This window comes from Paracoccus sp. SM22M-07, assembly GCF_001887735.1.
Classification (GTDB): domain Bacteria; phylum Pseudomonadota; class Alphaproteobacteria; order Rhodobacterales; family Rhodobacteraceae; genus Paracoccus.
Genome location: NZ_JPKW01000002.1, coordinates 316,480 through 336,096 on the forward strand (window position 1 = coordinate 316,480; position 19,617 = coordinate 336,096).

Below are 19,617 nucleotides of genomic sequence, written 5' to 3' on the forward strand. Positions count from 1 at the left end.
CTACCTGATGGGCATGGAACATCAAAAGCCCCCGTTGACCCTTTACCTGGCTGCGCCGCGCGGTTTCTGCGCCGGCGTGGACCGGGCCATCAAGATCGTCGAAATGGCGCTGCAGAAATGGGGCGCCCCGGTCTTTGTCCGGCACGAGATCGTGCACAACAAGTTCGTGGTCGATTCGCTGAAGGCCAAGGGCGCCGTCTTCGTCGAGGAGCTGGACGATTGTCCCACTGACCGGCCGGTGATCTTTTCCGCCCATGGCGTGCCGAAATCCGTCCCCGCCGAGGCGCAGCGCCGCCAGATGGTTTATGTCGATGCGACCTGCCCGCTGGTCAGCAAGGTCCATGTCGAGGCCGAGCGTCACCATGCCGCCGGGTTGCAGATGGTGATGATCGGCCATGCCGGCCACCCCGAGGTGCTGGGCACCATGGGTCAGCTGCCCGAGGGCGAGGTGATCCTGGTCGAGACCGAGGCCGATGTCGCGACCATCGCGCCGCGCGATGCCGACCGGCTGGCCTTCATCACCCAGACCACCCTGTCGGTCGATGACACCGCCGCCATCGTCGCGGCGCTGCAGGCGCGCTTTCCCGCCATCGTGGGCCCGGCCAAGGAAGACATCTGCTATGCCACCACCAACCGCCAGGCGGCGGTCAAGGCGGTCGCGCCCAAGATCGATGCGCTGCTGGTGATCGGGGCGGAAAACTCCAGCAACTCCAAACGGCTGGTCGAGGTCGGACGCGCCGAGGGATGCGCCTATTCCCAGCTGGTGATGCGGGCCGACCAGATCGATTGGCGGGCCATCGACGGTGCGCGGGCCGTGGGCGTCACCGCCGGTGCCAGTGCCCCCGAGGTGCTGGTGAACGAGGTCGTCGATGCCTTCCGCGCCCGCTTCGACGTGACGCTGGAAGTGGTCGAGACCGCCGTCGAGAACGTGGAATTCAAGGTGCCGCGCGTGCTGCGCGAGCCCGCCTGATCCGCCGTCCGCCGATCATGGCACCGCACAAGCACGAGGCGATGATGCAGCTTTATTCCATGCCATCTTCCGGCAACAGCCTGAAGGTCCGGATCCTGCTGGCCCTGACCGGCAAGCCCGTCCGTATCGTCGATTGCGAATACGGCTCGGCGGCGCTGGCGCAGGCCAAGGCGGATGGCGCGCTGCCCTATGGCAAGGTTCCCGCGCTGGTGCTGGACGACGGCACGACCTTGGGCGAATCGAATGCCATCCTGTGGTTCCTGGCCGAGGGGACGGACCTTGTGCCGTCCGACGCGGCCACCCGCGCGCGGATGCTGGGTTGGATGTTCTGGGAACAATACAACCACGAACCCATCATCGCCGTGCGCCAGGCGCTGGTCAGCTATCCCCACCGTGCGGCCGATGCGACGCCCGAACGTCTGGCCGACCTGCTGGATTGCGGCCACGCCCTGCTGCAGGTCATGGAGGATCGCCTGGCCGCGCAGGACTGGCTGGCAGGCGACCGGGTCAGCCTGGCCGATCTCTGCCTCTATGGGTACACCTGCACTGCCGGATCGCGGGGCGGTTTCGACATGGAACGTTTCCCGGCGGTCTGTCGCTGGCTGGACCGCATCGCCGCCCTGCCGGGGGTGCTGAATGCCTGACCTGTTCGCATGGACCGACGGCGCCTGCAGCGGCAATCCCGGCCCCGGTGGTTGGGGCGTGCTGATGCGGGCCATGGATGGCGAAACCGTCGTCAAGGAACGCGAACTGGCCGGCGGCGAGGCCGCCACCACCAACAACCGGATGGAGTTGATGGCCGCCATCAGCGCGCTGGAGACTCTGTCGCGCCCCAGCCAGATTGTGATCGTCACCGACAGCGCCTATGTGAAGAACGGCGTCACCCAGTGGATTCACGGCTGGAAGCGCAACGGCTGGAAGACCGCCGATCGCAAGCCGGTCAAGAATGTCGAACTGTGGCAGCGCCTGGACGAGGCGCAGAAGACCCACAAGGTCGAATGGCGCTGGATCAAGGGTCACGCAGGCCACGCGGAAAACGAACGCGCCGATGAACTGGCCCGCGGTGGCATGGCCCCCTTCAAATGACGCCCGAAGCCTTCGTCGCCATGCTGGATTACGGGTCGGTGCTGATCTTCGCGATCACCGGCGCGCTGGTGGCCAGCCGCGCCCAGCTGGACCCGGTGGGCTTCATCTTCATGGCGGCCCTGACGGCCGTGGGCGGTGGCACGCTGCGCGACCTGATCCTGGGGCGTGACATGGTCTTCTGGGTGGCCCAGCCCGCCTATGTCATCATCGCGGCGGGGGCGGCGCTGGTCGTCTTCTGGACAGCGCATCTGTTCGAGAGCCGCTATACCTGGCTGATCTGGCTGGACAGCGTCGCGCTGGCCGTGGCGGTGGCCGCGGGCGTGGGTGTGGCCATCGAGGGTGGATTCGGGCCCGTCATCATCATCATCATGGGCGTCGTGACCGGCACCTTCGGCGGTCTGATGCGCGACGTGGTCGGAAACGAGGTGCCGCTGGTCCTGAAACAGGGCCAACTGTACCTGACCGCGGCATTCGGCGGGGCGGTCACGGCCGTCGCGATGCTGTGGGCGGGCCTGCCGCAGGGGCAGGCGCTGGTCGCCTGTTCGGTCGTGGTCTGGGTGCTGCGCGCGGGCAGCCTGCACCGGGGATGGCAGCTGCCGGTCTATAAGCCCCGTCCCCCGCGGACGCGCGGCTAGGACCCTCTTGGCGCGGGGGCGCGGGGCTGGTATCGGGTCCGCTCCGGTCGCAGCCCACCCGGTCAAAACAGGAGCCATCGACATGAGCCATTACACCGACGCGCTGACCCAGCTTGGCGCGAACACCACGCTGCCGCAAAGCCCCGAAGAGGCCGTGCTGGAACGGGTCCCGAACCCGCAGCCCGGCACGCTTTACACGGTGCGTTTCACCCAGCCCGAATTCACCAGCCTCTGCCCGATCACGGGCCAGCCGGATTTCGCGCATCTGGTCATCGATTACGTCCCCGGCGATTGGCTGGTCGAATCGAAATCGCTGAAGCTGTTCCTGGGCAGCTTCCGCAACCACGGCGCCTTCCACGAGGATTGCACCGTCGGCATCGGCAAGCGCATCGCCGACCTGCTGGACCCGCAATGGCTGCGGATCGGGGGATATTGGTATCCGCGGGGCGGCATGCCGATCGACGTCTTCTGGCAGACGGGGGCGGTGCCGCAGGGGCTGTGGCTGCCCGACCAGGGCGTGCCGACCTATCGCGGGCGCGGCTGACCCCGCGCCTTATCCGCGCCAGGACCGCCAGATCAGCGACAGCGTGTCGGCCAGATCGCCCATCCGTGCCATCAGCTGTTCGGGGGCGGGGGCGGCGCTGTCGGCCTGCGCCTCGATCCTGGCCATCAGGCGGGACAGGCGACGGCGGTGGATGCCGGTCCAGGTCTGCACGGGATCGGCGATGACACCTGCGAATGTGGTCACGACCGACCCGATCAGGGCCAGCCCGACCCCGGTCGCCACGACGTAAAGCGGCGACAGTTCCACCGGAAAGGCCCAGTACCACGCGGCGCCAAGCGTTTCGCCCAAGGCGAAGTCGCGCAGGGCGGCCTCATGCGCCCGCATCTGCGCCAAGGGACCCGCCAGCGAGATCAGCCCCGGTGTCGCGCGCTGGAACAGCAGGAACCCCGACACCAGCACGATCAGCGATGTCGTGATCTCGGCCACGGCATTGCGGGTTTCGACGTGGGTCCGCAGGGCGCGGTCGATCAGCGCGGGCGGGGCATCGGGGCCCAGGCCCTGGCCCTGCAGATCGGCGATCAGGGCGGTCAGGTCGCGGTGGATGTGGCGCGACATGTCCGAGGCCAGAAAGATCCGCCAGCCGCCGATCCGCGCGCCCGCCCGTGCGGCCCCAAGACGCCCCAGCATCGCCGCCGCGATCTGCGCGATCAGCGCCACGGGGGCCAGCAACACGTTCACCGGCGCGCGCAGCAGATCGGCACCGAAGGCGTGGCGGTGCAGCGCCAGCGTGCCGCGGATGCCATAGCGGCGCGCCACGAAGCGGCGCAGCTGTGCGTCGCGACGGGACAGGCGGGATCGCAGGGGGGCGGGGTGCATGGGACGCTCGTGGGTGAACGGGCTCAGCTTAGCCTACGGGGGGCGCGACCGCCACGGCCAAGGTTCCCCGCTTGCAGCGCCTTGCCGCGCTTCCTATAGAGGGTGCCATGGAATTTCCGGCGTTCGGATCTCGAATTAGCAGCCCGGTGGCGTGACCCTTCACGCTGCCGGGTCAGCCTTGTCCGAACTTCTTTCAAAGGAACGCCCCGATGGCCGCCGAAAACAGCGCCGATACCCCCGATTACCGCGACACCGTCTTTCTGCCCCAGACCGATTTCCCCATGCGGGCCGGGCTGCCGCAGCGCGAACCCGAATGGCTGGACCGTTGGGCCCGCATCGGCATCTATGACCGGCTGCGCGAACGCGCGGAAGGTCGTGCGCCCTTCGTGCTGCATGACGGCCCCCCCTATGCCAACGGCCACCTGCATATCGGCCACGCGCTGAACAAGACCATCAAGGACATCATCGTGCGCAGCCACCAGATGATGGGCCGCGATGCGCGCTATGTTCCGGGCTGGGACTGCCACGGTCTGCCCATCGAATGGAAGATCGAGGAAAAATACCGCAACGAGGGTCGTGACAAGGACGCCGTCGACGTGGTCGAGTTCCGCCAGGAATGCCGCCGTTTCGCCGATGACTGGGTCTCCATCCAGCGCGACGAATTCAAGCGTCTTGGCATCACCGGCAAGTGGGACGATCCCTATCTGACGATGGATTACCACGCCGAGGCCGTCATCGCCGGCGAGTTCATGAAGCTTTTGATGAACGGCTCGCTCTATCAGGGGTCCAAGCCCGTGATGTGGTCGCCCGTGGAAAAGACCGCGCTGGCCGAAGCCGAAGTCGAGTATCACGACCACACCAGCCACACGATCTGGGTGCGGTTCAAGCCGGTGGGTGATGCGCTGCAGGGTGCCTCGGTCGTCATCTGGACCACCACCCCTTGGACCATCCCGCAGAACCGCGCCGTCGCCTTCAATCCTGATATCGCCTATGGCCTGTATAAGGTCGGTGAAGTCGCCGAAAACGCCACCGCCACCACCGGTGAGATGCTGGTCCTGGCCGATGCGCTGGCCGAGGGCGTGATGGCATCGGCCAAGGTTCAGGACTGGACCCGCGTGGCCGACGTTCCCACCGCCGAACTTGAGGGCGTCATGCTGGCCCATCCTTTCCGCGGCGTCGAAGGCGGGCAGGGCGAATGGGATTACGACGTGCCGCTGTTGCCGGGCGATCACGTGACCGATGATGCGGGCACGGGCTTTGTCCATACCGCGCCCAGCCATGGCGATGACGACTATCAGCTGGGCCTGCGCTTCAAGCTGCCGATGACCTATAACGTCGAACCGGATGGCAGCTATCGCGCCGACCTGCCGATCTTCGGCGGGCAGGCGATCATCGCGCCCGACGGCAAGGACGGCCCCGCCAATGTCAGTGTCATCAAGCAGCTGGCCTGGGCCGGCGCGCTGCTGGCCAAGGGCAAGGTCAAGCACAGCTATCCCCACAGCTGGCGGTCCAAGGCGCCGCTGATCTATCGCAACACCGCGCAATGGTTCGCCGCCATCGACAAGCCGTTGAACGACGGCATGGGCCAGCATGGCGACAGCATCCGCGCCCGCGCCCTGACCAGCATCGACAAGCTGGTGAAATGGTGGCCGCAATCGGGCCGCAACCGCATCCATTCCATGGTCTCGAACCGTCCGGACTGGGTGCTGTCGCGCCAGCGTGCCTGGGGCGTGCCGCTGACCTGCTTCGTGAAAAGGGGCGTCCAGCCGACGGCGGATGATTTCCTGCTGCGCGACGCCCGCCTGAACGACCGCATCATCGCCGCCTTCGAGGCTGAGGGTGCCGATGTCTGGTATCGCGACGGCTTCAAGGCGCAGATGCTGGAAGGCATCGCCGACCCCGACGATTACGATCAGGTCATGGACGTGCTGGACGTGTGGTTCGACAGCGGATCGACCCATGCCTTCGTGCTGCGCGACCGCAAGGATGGCGTGCCGGATGGCATTGCGGATGTCTATATGGAAGGCACCGACCAGCATCGCGGCTGGTTCCAGTCCTCGCTGTTGCAGGCATCGGCCACCAAGGGTCGCGCGCCTTACCGCAATGTGGTGACGCATGGTTTCACGCTGGACGAGAAGGGCATGAAGATGTCCAAGTCGCTTGGCAACACCATCGTCCCTGCCAAGGTGATCGAACAATATGGCGCCGATATCCTGCGTCTGTGGGTGGCGCAGGCCGATTACACCGCCGACCAGCGGATCGGGCCCGAGATCCTGAAGGGCACGGCCGACAGCTATCGCCGCCTTCGCAACACGCTGCGCTTCCTGTTGGGGGCGCTGTCGGAATTCGACGAATCCGAACGCGTCGAACCCGCGCAGATGCCCGAGCTGGAGCAATGGGTCCTGCACCGTCTGGCGCAGCTGGATCATCAGGTCCGCAGCGGCTATGACCAGTTCGACTTCCAGGGCGTCTTCCAGACGCTGTTCCAGTTCTGCACGCTGGAAATGTCGGCCTTCTATTTCGACATCCGCAAGGATGCGCTGTATTGCGATGCGCCGGACAGCCCACGCCGTCGTGCGGCGCGGACGGTTCTGGACCTGCTCTATCATCGCCTGGTGACCTGGCTGGCCCCGATCCTGCCCTTCACCATGGAGGATGTCTGGCTGTCGCGCTTCCCATCGGACGATGACAGCATCCATCTGCATGATTTCGCCGTCACGCCCGCCGACTGGCTGAACGAGCCCTTGGCCGCCAAATGGGACAAGGTCCGCCGCGCGCGCCGCGTCGTCACCGCGGCCCTGGAGGTCAAGCGCAGCGACAAGACCATCGGCGCCAGCCTGGAGGCCGCCCCCGTCATCCATGTCGAGGATGCGGAAACGCTGGCGGCGCTGCAATCGGTGGCGTTTGCGGATATCTGCATCACATCGGACCTGTCGCTGACCCGCGACCCGGTGCCGTCCGAAGCCTTCCGCCTGTCCGAGGTTCCGGGCATCGGCGTCGTCTTCGAAACCGCCGAGGGCAAGAAATGCCAGCGCTGCTGGAAGATCCTGCCCGATGTCGGCAAGCACGCCCATCCCGGCGTCTGCGCCCGATGCGACGAGGTGCTGTCCCATGGTCACTGAGAACCGCTGGCAGCCCGCGGCCGACCGCTATGGGGCGATGGATTATCGCCGCTGCGGTCGTTCCGGGCTGAAGCTGCCCGCGATCAGCCTGGGGCTGTGGCACAATTTCGGCCATGACACGCCCCATCAGACCAAGCGCGACATCTGCCGCACGGCCTTTGACCTGGGGATCACCCATTTCGATCTGGCCAACAATTACGGTCCGCCGCCGGGCAGTGCCGAGGAAGCCTTCGGCGACATCCTGCGCCAGGATTTCGCCGGATATCGCGATCAGCTGATCATCAGCAGCAAGGCCGGCTATGACATGTGGCCCGGTCCCTATGGCGAGATGGGCAGCCGAAAATACCTGGTCGCCAGCTGCGATCAGTCGCTGAAGCGGATGGGGCTGGATTACGTCGACATCTTCTATTCGCACCGCTTCGATCCCGACACGCCCTTGGAGGAAACCATGGGTGCGCTGGATCACATCGTCCGGTCGGGCAGGGCGCTCTATGTCGGCATCAGCAGCTATAACAGCGCGCGGACCCGCGAAGCGGCGGCGATCCTGAAGGATCTGGGGACGCCCTGCGTGATCCACCAGCCCAGCTACAACATGCTGAACCGGTGGGTTGAAAACGACGGGCTGCTGGACACGCTGGACGATCTGGGCATCGGCAGCATCGTCTTTACGCCCCCGGCCCAGGGCATGCTGACGGGCAAGTACCTGAACGGCATTCCGCAAAACAGCCGCGCGGCGCAGGGCAAGTCCCTGTCGCCGGATTGGCTGAGCGACGACATGATCACCCGGCTGAACGGGCTGAACGACATCGCGCAGGCACGTGGTCAGTCGCTGGCACAGATGGCCGTGGCCTGGGTGCTGCGCGGCGGGCGCGTGACCAGCGCGCTGATCGGCGCCTCGCGGCCAGAACAGGTGCGCGATTGCGTGAGTGCGCTTGGCAACACTCGGTTTTCCGAGGATGAGATCGCCCGGATCGACACGCTGTCGGCCAAGGGCGACGTCAATATCTGGGCGCGATCGTCCGAGGGTGCGGGGCAGTGATCGTCCCGCCGCCGGGGCAACCCGGCGGCCGCGCGATCAGATCAGCCACCAGCCGCGGCTTTTCAGCTGGTTGCGAATCACCTTTTCCTTCACCGGTTGGGATCGGTCGGCAAAGATGGGCTGGACTTTGGTCCGGCCCTTTTGCTGATAGACCAGCTTGCGGGCCGGTTCCCAATCCCGCAGCACACGCTTGACCGGCTTGGGGGCGACGGCGTCCTCGAGGACGTCGATCGCGTGATGATCGAACTGCGCGTAAAGCAGCGGCAGCTTGCGGTAATGGTTGGTGATGCCCCCGTCCAAGCCATCTAGCTCCGGCCCCGGACGCCCGCCCCCCAGGCTGTGGATGACCAGCGGCAGCACGATCTGGTCCAGCCACGGGTCCATCGCTTGGCAGGCCAGCTCGTCATTGGGATCATCGCGAAGGGCCAGCGCCCATTCCAGAAAGCGTCTGCCAAATTCGGCGGGATCGGCCCCGAAGAACCAGCCGGCGTTGAAATAAAGAAACCGTTCCCAATGTTCGTCGGGCTGGGTCAGGTCCAGCGTGCCGTCGAATTCCAGCCCGAACCGGTCATAGAGCGACTTCCAGATCGCGGCATAACCCGGACCGTAAAGCGGGGGCAGGGGCCATGTCCCTTCGCGCCGCATGGAGGCGGAGGGGCGGCGGGTATCAAAGGCGACCTGATCCAGCGGACCGGTCACCAGCGTGTCGGTGTCGAAGAAGATGAAGGGCTCCCCGGTCGGCAGGACCTGCAGGGCCTCGATCTTGTTGCCCTGCGGATAGGAGGCGCCGAAATGCGTCGCGGTGAAGGACACGATCTGGGCGCCGAAACCGATGATCAGGTCGCGGCAGCCATCCGCGATCACCGTGTCATGGCCGGCCCAAGCCCCTTCGGCACGCGGTTCGGCGACAATGACGCGACCCGTCCATCCGGGGGCCGAGGCGCGCAGGCTGGCAAGGAAGATGATCGCCTCGTATTGCAGACGCCCGGCCTGCGCGATGATCAACAGATTCGGCTGCTTCTTCCTGCGTGCTGACACAATGACCCCGGCCGCTTTTCCACTGCATCGAATGTTAGACGCAGATGCCGCGAATCAAAAGCCCGGGTGATCGCACAAGCCCGCGGAACCCATGGAAGATTTTCATGATCGGGGGATGCCTGTCGGACAGGCTTGTCGGTCACCGACTCTCGATTCCGGGGTGGAAGATCGAAAGTGGTGGGCGACCCTGGAATCGAACCAGGCGTGGGTCTCCCCGGCGGAGTTACAGTCCGCTGCCGCACCTTGCAGCACGTCGCCCGCCGATCGCTTTCGGCGTGGGGGGTGATTAGCTTCCCCGTCTGGGGGCGTCAAGCAGATTTCCAGGGCTTGCGCGATTGCGTCGTCCCGCGCAGAGAGGGTGGGCATGAAAGGACACTGAAAATGGCCGAGAAGACCGGAAATTCGAAAAAGCCCACCTGGGTCATCGACAAGGAACGCGCCCGCCGCGCGGCCGCAGCCGAAACCGTCTGGCTGTTCGGTCTGCACGCGGTGCGCGACGCGCTGGCCAATCCCGACCGGGTCAAGCTGCGGCTGGTGGTCACACAGAACGCCTTGGCGCGGCTCGGCGACCTGCACGGGATGGAACCCGAAGTCACGGATTCGCGCGTCTTCGACAAGGCCGTTCCGCTTTCGGCCGAAAGCGTGCATCAGGGCGCAGCGCTTGAGGTGAAGCCCTTGAAATGGGGCAGCCTGTCGGAGGTCGCGCTGCGTGAGGCGCCGGGCGAACGCAGGCCGCTGCTGGTGGCGCTGGACCGGGTGACGGACCCCCACAACATCGGTGCGATCCTGCGATCGGCCGAGGTCTTTGGTGCGCGGGCGGTCATCGCGCCGCATCGCCATTCGGCCCCTGAAACGGGCGCCTTGGCGAAAACCGCGTCCGGGGCGCTGGAGCGCCAGCCCTATCTGCGCGTGCCGAACCTGGCCGAAGCGCTGAGCCAGCTGAAGGGGATGGGCTTCATCCTGGTGGGTCTGGACGGCACCGGCACCGAATCGCTGCCCAAGCTGATGGATGACCTGAAGGGTCGCGCCGTCTGCCTGGTGATGGGCGCCGAGGGTCCGGGCATGCGCGAACTGACGCTGAAGACCTGCGATCACGTCGCCCGCATCCCCTTTGCCGCTGATTTCGGTTCGCTGAACGTGTCCAACGCGGCGGCCATCGGCCTTTACGCCGCAAGCGGTGCGTGAATATCACAACCCTGCGACGTTTATGTCACGCGCGTTGAGAATCGGCCCGGGCGCTGTCACATAGAGGCTTCCTCTGACAGGACCCGGGTTTCCATGCGCCACCTTGTTTTCAGCTTTGCCTTGACGATGCTGTCGTCCCTGCCGGTCCAGGCTCAGGATTGGGCCTTGGGTGGCTTCGATCCCGTGGGCTATGCCGATGCGGGTCGCGCCGTGCCGGGCCGCAGCGATATCGCGACCATGTGGCAGGGCAAGCTGTGGCATTTCGCGTCCGAGGAAAATCGCGCCCGGTTCGAATCCGATCCCCGCAGCTTTGCGCCCGATTTCGACGGCATCTGCCCGGTCTCTCTGTCCGAGGGGCAGCCGCAGCGCGGTGATCCGCGGTATTTTGCCATCATCAAGGGTCATCTCTATCTGCTGCGATCAGGGGCGGCAGAACGCAAGCTTCGGCAGAATAGCGAAACGGTCTTGAAGCATGCCCGGACCGCTTGGCGCGACGACTGACGATTCGCGGTTGGAATCACGAAGTCGTGATGTGGGTGGAACCATTCGGAGGTGATGCCCATTTACCTCATGGAGCATGACCCCGGAACGGTCATGTTCAGATCACTGTCCCTCGTTCCGTGACTTGCGCTCGGCCACTTTGTGGTCCGGGCGCCTTTTCTATGAGAGGGTCGCTCAACTTCAGGGTGCAGCGCAGGGAGGTTGGAATGGACGTTCAGCAGGTTGAAGACCGCGATATCGAATGGGTCGCGCAAAATGTCTCGGTGATCGCGGTGGTGGGTCTGTCGCCCAACGAATCCCGCCCCAGCTGGGGTGTCGCGCGATACCTGCAGGCCAAGGGCAAGCTGATCATCCCGGTCAATCCCGGCCACGCAGGTCACGACATTCTGGGCTGCAAGGTCTATGCAAGTCTGACCGACATACCAAAAGATGCGGGCGTGCAGATGGTCGACATCTTCCGGCAATCTTCGGCGGTGGCCGGGATCGTGGACGAGGCGCTGGAGCAGTTGCCCGACCTGAAGGTGATCTGGACCCAGTTGGGCGTGCGCGACGACACGGCCGCCAGAAAGGCCCGTCGAGCAGGGATCATGGTCGTGCAGGACCGCTGTCCCAAGATCGAATTCCCGGAATTTCTGTAATCTGGGCGGGTCCGATGGCGATCGGCCACGAAACCGCCGGTTATCTGCTTGACGGGGGCTCGGGCAAATTCTAATCAGGCCCGACCTCAGGGGTATAGCTCAGTTGGTAGAGCATCGGTCTCCAAAACCGAGGGTCGTGGGTTCGAGTCCCTCTGCCCCTGCCAGGTCCTTCCGCTCAAGACAGCCGCCGCCCGGACGGGCTTCATGCAGGGTTGTCACGACCGGACGGCTTCGTTACATCAGCGCCTGCACTTGCGAAGGAGCCTGTCGTGGCCACCAATCCAGTCCAGTTCATCAACCAGGTCCGTGCCGAGGCCGCCAAGATCACGTGGCCCACGCGCCGCGAGGTCATCACGACGACGATCATGGTCATGATCTTCGCCTCGATCACCAGCCTGTTCTTCTTTCTGGTCGATCTGGCCGTTCGCACGGGTCTGACCGAAGGGCTGCGACTGATCAGCGGCTGATCAGGGCTTGCAATTCGCGGCCAGGGGCGGTATCTGCCCACGACTGTCCGGAAGGCGGCGTGCATAGGAATTCCGTGCGCGCCGATTTCAATTTTTCGGATACATTTAGAATTCAAGGGGTTGCGCGGTTCCGTGTGATTCCCCCGAGATGAGCAGGGGTCGATCGAGACATGGCAAAGCGTTGGTATTCGGTCAGTGTCCTCTCGAACTTCGAGAAGAAGGTCGCCGAGGCGATTCGTCAGGCTGTCGCCGAGAAGGGTCTGGAAGAACAGATCGACGAGGTGCTGGTCCCGACCGAGGAAGTGATCGAGATCCGGCGCGGCAAGAAGGTCACGTCCGAGCGCCGCTTCATGCCGGGTTACGTTCTGGTCCACATGGACATGATGGATCGGACCTATCACCTGGTCAATTCGATCAACCGCGTCACCGGCTTCCTGGGTGCCCAGGGCAAGCCGATGCCGATGCGGGACGACGAAGTGAACGCGATGATGAACCGCACCAGCGACGGCGAGGCAGCCGCGCCGCGCAACCTGATCCGCTTCGACGTGGGCGAACAGGTCAACGTCACCGACGGCCCCTTCGAAGGCTTCTCGGGGATGGTCGAGGAAGTGGACGAGATCTCGTCGCGGGTGAAGGTCACCGTGTCGATCTTTGGCCGGCCGACGCCGGTCGAACTGGAATTCACGCAGGTCTCCAAGACCTCGTGATCAGCCGCGGGAGGCGCGAGCCGCACCGCTAAGTCAAGGCCTGCACATGCGGGCATGATGATGAAGGAGAGGCCACATGGCCAAGAAAGTTGTCGGCAGCCTGAAGCTGCAAATCAAGGCGGGCCAAGCGAACCCGTCGCCCCCCGTCGGTCCCGCACTGGGCCAGCGCGGTATCAACATCATGGAATTCTGCAAGGCGTTCAACGCCAAGACGCAGGAGATGGAGCAGGGTGCCCCCGTTCCGGTCGTGATCACCTATTACGCTGACAAGTCGTTCACCTTCGAAACCAAGACGCCCCCGGCATCCTTCCTGCTGAAGCGCGCCGCTGGTCTGAAGCCGGTCGGCAAGCGCAACCGCGCACGCGGTTCGGAAAAGCCCGGCCGCATGAATGCGGGTTCCGTCACGGTCAAGCAGATCCGCGAGATCGCCGAAACCAAGATGGCTGATCTGTCGGCAAACGACATCGATCAGGCCATGAAGATCATCGTCGGCTCGGCCCGTTCGATCGGTATCGAGGTGAAAGGCTAAGTCATGGCAAAGTTTTCGAAAAAGAAAGTCGCAGCCCGCGCTGCCTTTGACGGCAAGTCCAACCTGACCGTCGAAGAGGCCGTCAAGCTGGTCAAGTCGGCCGCCTCCGCGAAATTCGACGAAACCGTCGAGATCGCGCTGAACCTGGGCGTCGATCCCCGCCACGCAGACCAGATGGTCCGCGGTGTGGTCACGCTGCCCGCAGGCACCGGCAAGGACGTCCGCGTCGCCGTCTTCGCCCGTGGCCCCAAGGCCGACGAAGCCAAGGCAGCCGGCGCTGAGATCGTGGGTGCCGAGGACCTGATGGAATCCATCCAGGCCGGCAAGATCGATTTCGACCGTTGCATCGCGACGCCGGACATGATGCCGCTGGTCGGCCGTCTGGGCAAGATCCTGGGCCCGCGCAACCTGATGCCGAACCCCAAGGTCGGCACGGTGACGATGGACGTCAAATCGGCCGTCGAAGCTGCCAAGGGCGGCGAAGTGCAGTTCAAGGCTGAAAAGGCCGGCGTGGTTCACGCAGGCATCGGCAAGGTCTCGTTCGACGAGGACAAGCTGGCCCAGAACCTGCGCGCCTTCGTTGACGCCGTCAGCAAGGCGAAGCCCACGGGCGCGAAAGGGACATACATGCAGAAAGTCTCGATCAGCTCGACCATGGGCCCGGGCGTGTCGGTGGATGTCGCTTCGGCAGCCGCCAACTGAGTTTTCAGGATGCGTTTCGGCGCATCCGACAAGTTTCCTGGCCCTTGGGCCGGGAATGGCGGGGCTGCCAAGGTTGCCCCGTCCTGTCCGAGACGGAGGGTGCAGGCAGCCGCCTGCTTAATGTCCTTCCTGAGACGGGGAAGCATTTTTCCGAAGGCCAGTCCTTCGGGCGATCTTGCCCCGATGCGGACCCGACCTGTTGCCCGGTTCCGGGCGCAGGAAAGTGAGAGCCGGGGGGAAACCCCCAACTTGGAGTGAAACCGTGGATAGAGCACAAAAAGAACAGGTGGTCGACGAGCTCGGCCAGATCTTTGAAAGCTCTGGCGTCGTGGTGGTTGCCCACTACGAGGGGATGACGGTTGCACATATGCAGGATCTCCGCTCGCGCATGCGCGAAGCCGGTGGTTCCGTTCGCGTTGCCAAGAACAAGCTCGCCAAGATCGCCCTGGAAGGTAAGCCTTGCGCAAGCATCGCCGACTACCTGACGGGCATGACCGTGATCACCTATTCGGAAGATCCCGTGGCTGCTGCCCGGATCGCCGACAAGTACGCCAAGGATAACGAACGTTTCGTCATCCTGGGTGGTGCAATGGGTGACTCGGCCCTGGATCCGGCCGGTGTGAAAGCCGTCGCCTCGATGCCGTCGCGTGAAGAGCTCATCGCTCAGATCGCATCGTGCATCGGTGCGCCTGGTTCGAACATCGCCGGTGCCATTGGCGCGCCTGCTTCGAACATCGCGAGCATCCTCACGACCTTGGAAGAGCGTGAGGCTGCGTAAGCAACTTATCCCCGACTGGTGGTTTGAAACCCGACGTTGGAACACTAACTGGAAAGAACGGAAAAATGGCTGATCTGAAGAAACTCGCCGAAGAAATCGTGGGCCTGACCCTGCTGGAAGCCCAGGAACTGAAGACCATCCTGAAGGATGAGTACGGCATCGAGCCGGCTGCCGGTGGCGCCGTCATGATGGCTGGTCCCGCTGCTGCTGGCGAAGCCGCAGAAGAAAAGACCGAATTCGACGTCGTCCTGACCGACGCCGGCGCAAGCAAGATCAACGTGATCAAAGAAGTTCGCGGCATCACCGGTCTGGGCCTGAAAGAAGCCAAGGACCTGGTGGAAGCTGGCGGCAAGGTCAAGGAAGGCGCTTCGAAAGCCGAAGCCGAAGAAATCAAGGCAAAGCTGGAAGCAGCTGGCGCCAAGATCGAACTCAAGTAATCGGTCGCAAGATCGGTTAGAGACAGGCAGGGTCCGGGTTTTCCCGGTCCCTGCCGAACCTGTCTTGAAGGGCGGTCCGGTTGCGGACATTCCTTCAGGGCATGTTCGAGGTTCGGGAGCCGCGCGGTGGGACGGGCGGCATGAATGGAACCTCACCCCTGCATTCGTAGGCCGTATTCCGGGGGCCCCGACCCGGAACGCGCGCGAAGACGAAAGGTGACAAGACCCCATGGCGCAAGCTTATGTCGGCCAAAAGCGTATCCGGCGCTATTATGGCAACATCCGTGAAGTTCTGGAGATGCCGAACCTGATCGAGGTTCAGAAATCCTCCTATGACCTGTTCCTGAATTCGGGCGAAGGCACCGGCCACAATGATGGCGACGGGATTCAGGGCGTGTTCCAATCTGTGTTCCCGATCAAGGACTTCAACGAGACCGCAACGCTGGAATTCGTGAAATACGAGCTTGAGCACCCCAAATACGACGTGGACGAGTGCCAGCAGCGCGACATGACCTATGCCGCGCCGCTGAAGGTCACCCTGCGTCTGATCGTGTTCGATGTCGACGAGAACACGGGGGCGAAATCCGTCAAGGACATCAAGGAACAGGACGTCTTCATGGGCGACATGCCCCTGATGACCCAGAACGGCACCTTCGTCGTCAACGGCACCGAGCGTGTCGTCGTCAGCCAGATGCACCGCAGCCCGGGCGTGTTCTTCGACCACGATCGCGGCAAGACCCATTCCTCGGGCAAGCTGCTGTTCGCATGCCGCATCATTCCCTATCGCGGCAGCTGGCTGGATTTCGAATTCGACGCCAAGGACCTGGTCTTTGCGCGCATCGACCGTCGCCGCAAGCTGCCGGTGACGACGCTTCTCTATGCCCTGGGCATGGATCAGGAAGCGATCATGGACAGCTTCTATGAGACGGTGAACTATACCCTGCGTCGCGACGGTCGTGAACAGGGCTGGGTCACCCGCTTCTTCCCCGAACGCGTGCGTGGCACCCGTCCGGCCTTCGACCTGGTCAATGCCGACACCGGCGAGATCATCACCAAGGCCGGTGAAAAGGTCACACCGCGTCTGGTCAAGAAACTGCAGGAAACCGGCGAGCAGCTGAACCTGCTGGTGCCGTTCGAACGTATCGTCGGCCGCTTCGTTGCCAAGGACATTGTCAACGACACCACCGGCTTCATCTATGCCGAGGCCGGCGACGAGATCACCGCGGAATACAGCAAGGACGGCGAGCTGAACGGCGGCCTGCTGAAGGTCCTGCTGGACAACGGCATCGACGATGTGCCGGTTCTGGACATCGACCATGTCAATGTCGGCCCCTATATCCGCAACACCATGGCGGCCGACAAGAACATGAACCGCGACCAGGCGCTGATGGATATCTATCGCGTCATGCGCCCGGGCGAGCCCCCCACCGTCGAGGCCGCGTCGAACCTGTTCAACAGCCTGTTCTTCGACAGCGAGCGTTACGACCTGTCCGCCGTCGGTCGCGTCAAGATGAACATGCGTCTTGACCTGGATGCCCCCGACACGCAGCGCACGCTGCGTCACGAGGACATCGTCGCCTGCGTCCACGGCCTGGTGGAGCTGCGCGACGGCAAGGGCGAGATCGACGACATCGACCACCTGGGCAACCGTCGTGTCCGTTCCGTCGGCGAATTGATGGAAAACCAGTATCGCGTCGGCCTGCTGCGCATGGAGCGTGCCATCCGCGAGCGCATGTCCGGCGTCGAGATCGACACCGTCATGCCGCAGGACCTGATCAACGCCAAACCCGCTGCGGCGGCGGTGCGTGAATTCTTCGGCTCCAGCCAGCTGTCGCAGTTCATGGACCAGACCAACCCGCTGTCCGAAGTGACGCATAAGCGTCGCCTGTCGGCCCTTGGGCCGGGCGGTCTGACGCGCGAACGCGCAGGCTTCGAGGTCCGCGACGTTCACCCAACCCATTATGGCCGGATGTGCCCTATTGAGACGCCCGAAGGTCAGAACATCGGTCTGATCAACAGCCTCGCGACCTTCGCGCGGGTGAACAAATACGGCTTCATCGAGACCCCCTATCGCAAGGTGGTCGAGGGCAAGGTGACCGACGACGTGGTCTACATGTCCGCGACCGAGGAAATGCGTCACACCGTGGCCCAGGCCAACGCGACGCTGGATGCCGAAGGCGGTTTCGTCGACGAGCTGATCAGCACCCGCCAGTCAGGCGACTTCATGTTGAACCCGGTCGATGCCATCGACCTGATCGACGTGTCGCCCAAGCAGCTGGTTTCGGTTGCTGCGGCGCTGATCCCGTTCCTGGAAAACGACGACGCCAACCGCGCCCTGATGGGTTCGAACATGCAGCGTCAGGCCGTGCCGCTTCTGCGCGCCGAGGCACCCTTCGTGGGCACCGGCATGGAAGCGACCGTGGCCCGCGATTCCGGCGCCGCCATCATGGCGCGTCGCGGCGGCGTCATCGACCAGGTCGATGCGCAGCGTATCGTGGTGCGCGCGACCGAGAATCTGGGTGCGGGCGACGCGGGCGTGGACATCTATCGTCTGCGCAAGTTCAAGCGTTCGAACCAGTCCTCGACCATCAACCAGCGTCCGCTGGTCAAGGTGGGCGAAAAGGTCGTGGCCAACCAGGTCATCGCGGACGGTCCCTCGACCGACCAGGGCGAACTGGCAATCGGTCGGAACGTGGTCGTCGCGTTCATGCCGTGGAACGGCTACAACTATGAGGACTCGATCCTGATCTCCGAGCGGATCCACCGCGACGACGTGTTCACCTCGATCCATATCGACGAATACGAAGTGGCGGCCCGCGACACCAAGCTGGGGCCGGAAGAGATCACCCGCGACATCCCGAACGTGGGCGAAGAAGCCCTGCGCAATCTGGATGAAGCCGGCATCGTCTATATCGGCGCCGAATGCGGTCCGGGCGACATCCTGGTGGGCAAGATCACCCCCAAGGGCGAAAGCCCGATGACGCCGGAAGAAAAGCTGCTGCGCGCCATCTTCGGTGAAAAGGCGTCCGACGTCCGCGATACCTCGCTGCGTCTGCCGCCCGGTGCCTATGGCACGATCGTCGAGGTTCGCGTCTTCAACCGCCACGGCGTCGACAAGGACGAACGTGCCCTGCAGATCGAGCGCGAGGAAGTCGAGCGTCTGGCGCGCGACCGCGACGACGAACAGGGCATCCTGGACCGCAACATCTATGCGCGCCTGAAGTCGCTGATCCTGGGCAAGGTTGCCGTCAAGGGGCCGAAAGGCGTCAAGGCCAATACCGAGGTCACCGAGGAGCTGCTGGGCACGCTGAGCCGTGGTCAGTGGTGGCAGCTTGCCGTGGGCGAGGAAGACATCGCCAAGGAAGTCGAGGCGCTGAACGGCCAGTACGACACCCAGAAGAAGCTGCTGGAAGCCCGCTTCGAGGACAAGGTCGAGAAGGTCCGTCAGGGCGACGACCTGCCCCCCGGCGTGATGAAGATGGTCAAGGTCTTCGTCGCCGTGAAGCGCAAGCTGCAGGCAGGCGACAAGATGGCCGGCCGTCACGGCAACAAGGGCGTCGTGTCCAAGGTCGTGGCCATGGAAGACATGCCGTTCCTGGCTGACGGCACCCCCGTCGACCTGGTGATGAACCCCCTGGGCGTGCCGTCGCGCATGAACGTGGGTCAGATCCTGGAAACCCACATGGGTTGGGCATCGCGCGGTCTTGGCATCAAGATCGACGAGGCGCTGGAGGCATATCGTCGCGATGGCGACATGACCCCGGTCCGCGACGCGATGAAGAACGGCTATGGTGACGATCTCTATGCCTCGACCTTCGACGGCATGGAGGATGAGCAGCTGCGCGAACACGCCGAGACGGTTCGCACGGGTGTTCCGATCGCCACCCCCGTCTTCGACGGTGCCAAGGAAGCCGACATCAACGATGCGCTGACGCGTGCCGGGTTCGATACCTCGGGACAGTCGGTGGTGTTTGATGGCCGCACGGGCGAACAGTTCGCCCGCAAGGTCACCGTCGGGATGAAGTACATCCTGAAGCTGCACCACCTGGTCGATGACAAGATGCACGCCCGTTCGACGGGCCCGTACAGCCTTGTCACGCAGCAGCCCCTGGGCGGTAAGGCCCAGTTCGGTGGCCAGCGTCTTGGTGAGATGGAGGTCTGGGCACTGGAGGCCTATGGCGCCGCCTATACCTTGCAGGAAATGCTGACCGTGAAGTCGGATGACGTCGCAGGCCGCACCAAGGTTTACGAGTCCATCGTCAAGGGCGAGGACAACTTTGAAGCAGGCGTGCCGGAATCGTTCAACGTTCTGGTCAAGGAGGTCCGGGGTCTGGGCCTCAACATGGAACTCCTGGATGCGGAAGAAGAAGAGTGAGGGCGCAAGCCCCCACTCACCCTTCCA

19 protein-coding genes and 2 tRNA genes are annotated in these 19,617 nt (G+C 64.1%); 18 read left to right on the forward strand and 3 right to left on the reverse strand.

What is annotated here, in order from left to right; all coding sequences use genetic code 11:
• The first annotated feature begins 13 nt into the window (after positions 1 to 13).
• The 5 genes from ispH to queF all read left to right on the forward strand — a co-directional run bounded on the left by ispH (position 14) and on the right by queF (position 3,235).
• Positions 14 to 970 (forward strand): 4-hydroxy-3-methylbut-2-enyl diphosphate reductase, encoded by a 957-nt coding sequence (gene ispH / locus IE00_RS04865; RefSeq protein WP_072295998.1) that lies wholly within the window; start codon positions 14 to 16, stop codon positions 968 to 970.
• A gap of 17 nt (positions 971 to 987) precedes the next feature.
• Positions 988 to 1,614, forward strand: a complete 627-nt coding sequence (locus IE00_RS04870) for a glutathione S-transferase family protein (RefSeq protein WP_240493793.1) — start codon at positions 988 to 990, stop codon at positions 1,612 to 1,614.
• On the forward strand, positions 1,607 to 2,056 hold the full coding sequence (gene rnhA / locus IE00_RS04875; protein ID WP_072295937.1) for a ribonuclease HI: 450 nt from the start codon (positions 1,607 to 1,609) through the stop codon (positions 2,054 to 2,056). The genes IE00_RS04870 and rnhA overlap by 8 nt, the downstream gene beginning before the upstream one ends.
• Entirely contained in the window at positions 2,053 to 2,691 is a 639-nt protein-coding gene (locus tag IE00_RS04880; RefSeq protein WP_072295938.1) for a trimeric intracellular cation channel family protein, read from the forward strand. Before rnhA ends, IE00_RS04880 begins: the two co-directional genes overlap by 4 nt.
• An 82-nt stretch (positions 2,692 to 2,773) precedes the next feature.
• On the forward strand, positions 2,774 to 3,235 hold the full coding sequence (gene queF / locus IE00_RS04885) for a preQ(1) synthase (RefSeq protein WP_072295939.1): 462 nt from the start codon (positions 2,774 to 2,776) through the stop codon (positions 3,233 to 3,235).
• 9 nt (positions 3,236 to 3,244) lie between these two features.
• On the opposite strand, the gene IE00_RS04890 is transcribed toward queF, so the two are convergent.
• Positions 3,245 to 4,072: a DUF6635 family protein gene (locus IE00_RS04890; protein ID WP_072295940.1), complete on the reverse strand. Its 828-nt coding sequence runs from the start codon at positions 4,070 to 4,072 to the stop codon at positions 3,245 to 3,247.
• Between the two features lie 209 nt (positions 4,073 to 4,281).
• Between IE00_RS04890 and ileS the strand changes: the two genes are divergently transcribed.
• Together ileS and mgrA are read left to right on the forward strand one after the other, a co-directional pair.
• Positions 4,282 to 7,194 (forward strand): isoleucine--tRNA ligase, encoded by a 2,913-nt coding sequence (ileS, locus tag IE00_RS04895; protein ID WP_072295941.1) that lies wholly within the window; start codon positions 4,282 to 4,284, stop codon positions 7,192 to 7,194.
• Positions 7,184 to 8,233, forward strand: coding sequence for an L-glyceraldehyde 3-phosphate reductase (mgrA, locus tag IE00_RS04900; RefSeq protein ID WP_072295942.1), 1,050 nt, complete (start codon positions 7,184 to 7,186; stop codon positions 8,231 to 8,233). The genes ileS and mgrA overlap by 11 nt, the downstream gene beginning before the upstream one ends.
• A 36-nt stretch (positions 8,234 to 8,269) precedes the next feature.
• Here the strand turns inward: mgrA and IE00_RS04905 are convergent, their stop codons facing one another.
• Both IE00_RS04905 and IE00_RS04910 read right to left on the reverse strand, forming a co-directional pair.
• On the reverse strand, positions 8,270 to 9,238 hold the full coding sequence (locus IE00_RS04905; RefSeq protein WP_371328426.1) for a hypothetical protein: 969 nt from the start codon (positions 9,236 to 9,238) through the stop codon (positions 8,270 to 8,272).
• 208 nt (positions 9,239 to 9,446) lie between these two features.
• A tRNA-Tyr gene (locus IE00_RS04910) sits at positions 9,447 to 9,530 on the reverse strand.
• A gap of 122 nt (positions 9,531 to 9,652) precedes the next feature.
• On the opposite strand from IE00_RS04910, the gene rlmB reads away from it, so the two are divergent.
• The 11 genes from rlmB to rpoB all read left to right on the forward strand — a co-directional run bounded on the left by rlmB (position 9,653) and on the right by rpoB (position 19,590).
• On the forward strand, positions 9,653 to 10,456 hold the full coding sequence (gene rlmB / locus IE00_RS04915) for a 23S rRNA (guanosine(2251)-2'-O)-methyltransferase RlmB (protein ID WP_072295944.1): 804 nt from the start codon (positions 9,653 to 9,655) through the stop codon (positions 10,454 to 10,456).
• 93 nt (positions 10,457 to 10,549) lie between these two features.
• Positions 10,550 to 10,957, forward strand: a complete 408-nt coding sequence (locus tag IE00_RS04920; RefSeq protein ID WP_083554057.1) for a YHS domain-containing (seleno)protein — start codon at positions 10,550 to 10,552, stop codon at positions 10,955 to 10,957.
• 206 nt (positions 10,958 to 11,163) lie between these two features.
• Positions 11,164 to 11,595 carry a CoA-binding protein gene (locus tag IE00_RS04925; RefSeq protein ID WP_072295945.1) on the forward strand — a complete coding sequence of 144 codons (432 nt, stop codon included), beginning with the start codon at positions 11,164 to 11,166 and terminating at the stop codon, positions 11,593 to 11,595.
• Between the two features lie 88 nt (positions 11,596 to 11,683).
• Positions 11,684 to 11,759: transfer RNA gene (locus tag IE00_RS04930), tRNA-Trp, on the forward strand.
• A 105-nt stretch (positions 11,760 to 11,864) separates the two neighbouring features.
• Positions 11,865 to 12,062 (forward strand): preprotein translocase subunit SecE, encoded by a 198-nt coding sequence (secE, locus tag IE00_RS04935; RefSeq protein ID WP_072295946.1) that lies wholly within the window; start codon positions 11,865 to 11,867, stop codon positions 12,060 to 12,062.
• 170 nt (positions 12,063 to 12,232) lie between these two features.
• Positions 12,233 to 12,769: a transcription termination/antitermination protein NusG gene (gene nusG / locus IE00_RS04940; RefSeq protein ID WP_072295947.1), complete on the forward strand. Its 537-nt coding sequence runs from the start codon at positions 12,233 to 12,235 to the stop codon at positions 12,767 to 12,769.
• Positions 12,770 to 12,845: 76 nt separating this feature from the next.
• Positions 12,846 to 13,298 carry a 50S ribosomal protein L11 gene (gene rplK / locus IE00_RS04945; protein WP_072295948.1) on the forward strand — a complete coding sequence of 151 codons (453 nt, stop codon included), beginning with the start codon at positions 12,846 to 12,848 and terminating at the stop codon, positions 13,296 to 13,298.
• Positions 13,299 to 13,301: 3 nt separating this feature from the next.
• Positions 13,302 to 14,000, forward strand: coding sequence for a 50S ribosomal protein L1 (rplA, locus tag IE00_RS04950; protein WP_072295949.1), 699 nt, complete (start codon positions 13,302 to 13,304; stop codon positions 13,998 to 14,000).
• Between the two features lie 262 nt (positions 14,001 to 14,262).
• Positions 14,263 to 14,778 (forward strand): 50S ribosomal protein L10, encoded by a 516-nt coding sequence (gene rplJ, locus IE00_RS04955; protein WP_072296000.1) that lies wholly within the window; start codon positions 14,263 to 14,265, stop codon positions 14,776 to 14,778.
• A gap of 65 nt (positions 14,779 to 14,843) precedes the next feature.
• Positions 14,844 to 15,215: a 50S ribosomal protein L7/L12 gene (gene rplL / locus IE00_RS04960; RefSeq protein WP_072295950.1), complete on the forward strand. Its 372-nt coding sequence runs from the start codon at positions 14,844 to 14,846 to the stop codon at positions 15,213 to 15,215.
• 229 nt (positions 15,216 to 15,444) lie between these two features.
• Entirely contained in the window at positions 15,445 to 19,590 is a 4,146-nt protein-coding gene (gene rpoB, locus IE00_RS04965) for a DNA-directed RNA polymerase subunit beta (RefSeq protein WP_072295951.1), read from the forward strand.
• The last annotated feature ends 27 nt before the right edge of the window (positions 19,591 to 19,617 follow it).